Genomic DNA, 2,091 nt, shown 5'->3' on the forward strand with positions numbered 1-2,091 from the left:
CAACTGAAACGCTCAGGCGCATCAGTGGTCGTAGGCGATCAGGGATCGCATGACTGGCTGTCCTGTCTTGTGGTTGTGCCGCACCCGGCCCGTCGCCATCGGCCGCCCGCGAACCCGCCCCGTCGTACGCACCCGGCCCGTCGTACGCACCCGCCGCCCCGTCGTACGCACCCGACTCGCCGTACGCACCCGCCCCGTCATACGCGTCCTGCCAGCCGTGCGCCGCCGCCGGATCCGCGTACGCCTCGTACGCCGGAGGCGCCTCGCCGTCGCCGCTCGGGAGGTACACCCTCGGCTCGGCCTCGGTCTCACCGTTCTGCCAGGACATGAGCGCGGATTCTAAGGACCGCAAGGGCTTGCGGCACAACATGGGAAGAAAGCGAGCCAAAACGCCACGTCTCACGTGGTGGAAAACACCCCCCGCCGAGCGTTACGCGGCCGTAAGCTCACCGTCATGCAGGTGATCCAGTCGACCAAGCTCGCCAACGTCTGTTACGAGATCCGGGGCCCGGTGCTCGAGGAGGCGATGCGGCTGGAAGCGGCGGGTCATCGGATCCTCAAGCTGAACACCGGCAACCCGGCCGCGTTCGGGTTCGAGTGCCCGCCCGAGATCCTGGAGGACATCCTCCGGAACGTGTCGACGGCGCACGGCTACGGCGACGCGAAGGGCCTGCTCGCCGCCCGCCGCGCCGTCGTGATGCACAACCAGACCCTCGGCATCGAGACCGACGTCGAACACGTCTTCGTCGGCAACGGCGTGTCCGAGCTGATCGTGATGGCGATGCAGGGGCTGCTGGACGACGGCGACGAGGTCCTCGTACCGGCGCCGGACTACCCGCTGTGGACCGCCGCCGTGTCCCTGTCCGGCGGCACCGCCGTGCACTACCACTGCGACGAGCAGTCGGACTGGATGCCCGACCTCGCGGACGTGGAGCGCAAGGTCACCGACCGCACCAAGGCGATCGTCATCATCAACCCGAACAACCCGACGGGCGCGGTGTACGACGAGGCGATGCTGCGCGGGCTCACCGACATCGCCCGCCGCCACAACCTCCTGGTCTGCTCGGACGAGATCTACGACAAGATCCTCTACGACGGCGCCACGCACACCCCGACCGCCTCGATCGCGCCCGACCTGCTCACCCTCACCTTCAACGGCATGTCGAAGGCGTACCGGGTGGCGGGCTACCGGGTCGGCTGGATGGCGATCTCCGGCCCCCGCGCGCACGCCGACTCCTACATCGAGGGCCTGACGATCCTCGCGAACATGCGCCTGTGCGCGAACATGCCCGGCCAGCACGGCGTGGTCGCCGCGCTCAGCGGGCGGCAGACCATCAACGACCTGGTGCTGCCCGGCGGCCGGCTGAAGGAGCAGCGGGACGTCGCCTACGAGCTGCTGACGCAGATCCCGGGCGTGAGCTGCGTGAAGCCCAAGGGCGCGCTGTATCTCTTCCCGCGGCTCGACCCGAAGGTCTTCAAGATCAAGGACGACCGGCAGATGGTCCTCGACCTGCTCCGCCAAGAGAAGATCATGGTCGTCCAGGGGACCGGCTTCAACTGGCCCGAGTCGGACCACTTCCGGGTGGTCACCCTGCCGAGCGTGGGCGATCTGACCGACGCGGTGACCCGGATCGGGAACTTCCTGGACGGCTACAGCCAGCCGTGACACTCACGCTGTGTACGCGACACGACAAGATGTGCGACATGGCTCAACTTTAGACGAAATCCAAGCTAGGATGGTTTCCTGAAAGACCACAGGAGGCCGTCCCCATGTACGAACCGATCCGCACCAAGTCGGTCCACACGACGGCCGGCACCCCCTCCGACTTTCCCCACCGGTCGCGCGAGGAGGAGCTGGACATCCAGCTCGCCGGACACCTCGCGGCACTCCTCGCGGTGACCGACGAGATCCGCGCGATCGAGCCGTCCGCCGACCTGGACGCGGCTGCCGAGCGGCTCGCCGAGCAGGTGGCGCGGCTGCGGGAAGGAGCGGCGCCGGTCCGCGCGTCGTCGGCCGCCGCCGTGCGCGAGCCGCACGTCGTCGCTCTCCACCAGCGGGCCCACGCCCTCGCCGGCCGTGCCCTCGTCGTC

At 68.7% G+C, this 2,091-nt stretch carries 2 protein-coding genes and 1 pseudogene; 2 read left to right on the forward strand and 1 reads right to left on the reverse strand.

What is annotated here, in order from left to right; genetic code table 11:
- Window positions 1–328 (reverse strand): annotated as a pseudogene (locus ABZ656_RS57600) (hypothetical protein); the annotation flags it as partial.
- Between the two features lie 126 nt (window positions 329–454).
- Between ABZ656_RS57600 and ABZ656_RS57605 the strand changes: the two are divergent.
- A complete protein-coding gene (locus ABZ656_RS57605) occupies window positions 455–1,666 on the forward strand; it encodes a pyridoxal phosphate-dependent aminotransferase (protein ID WP_101403714.1) in 1,212 nt (403 codons plus the stop codon).
- Window positions 1,667–1,770: 104 nt separating this feature from the next.
- On the forward strand, window positions 1,771–2,091 hold a 321-nt coding region (locus tag ABZ656_RS57610; protein ID WP_360280698.1), incomplete at its 3' end, for a hypothetical protein.

The sequence above is a fragment of the Streptomyces sp. NPDC007095 genome, from assembly GCF_040634475.1.
In the GTDB taxonomy this organism is placed as follows: domain Bacteria; phylum Actinomycetota; class Actinomycetes; order Streptomycetales; family Streptomycetaceae; genus Streptomyces.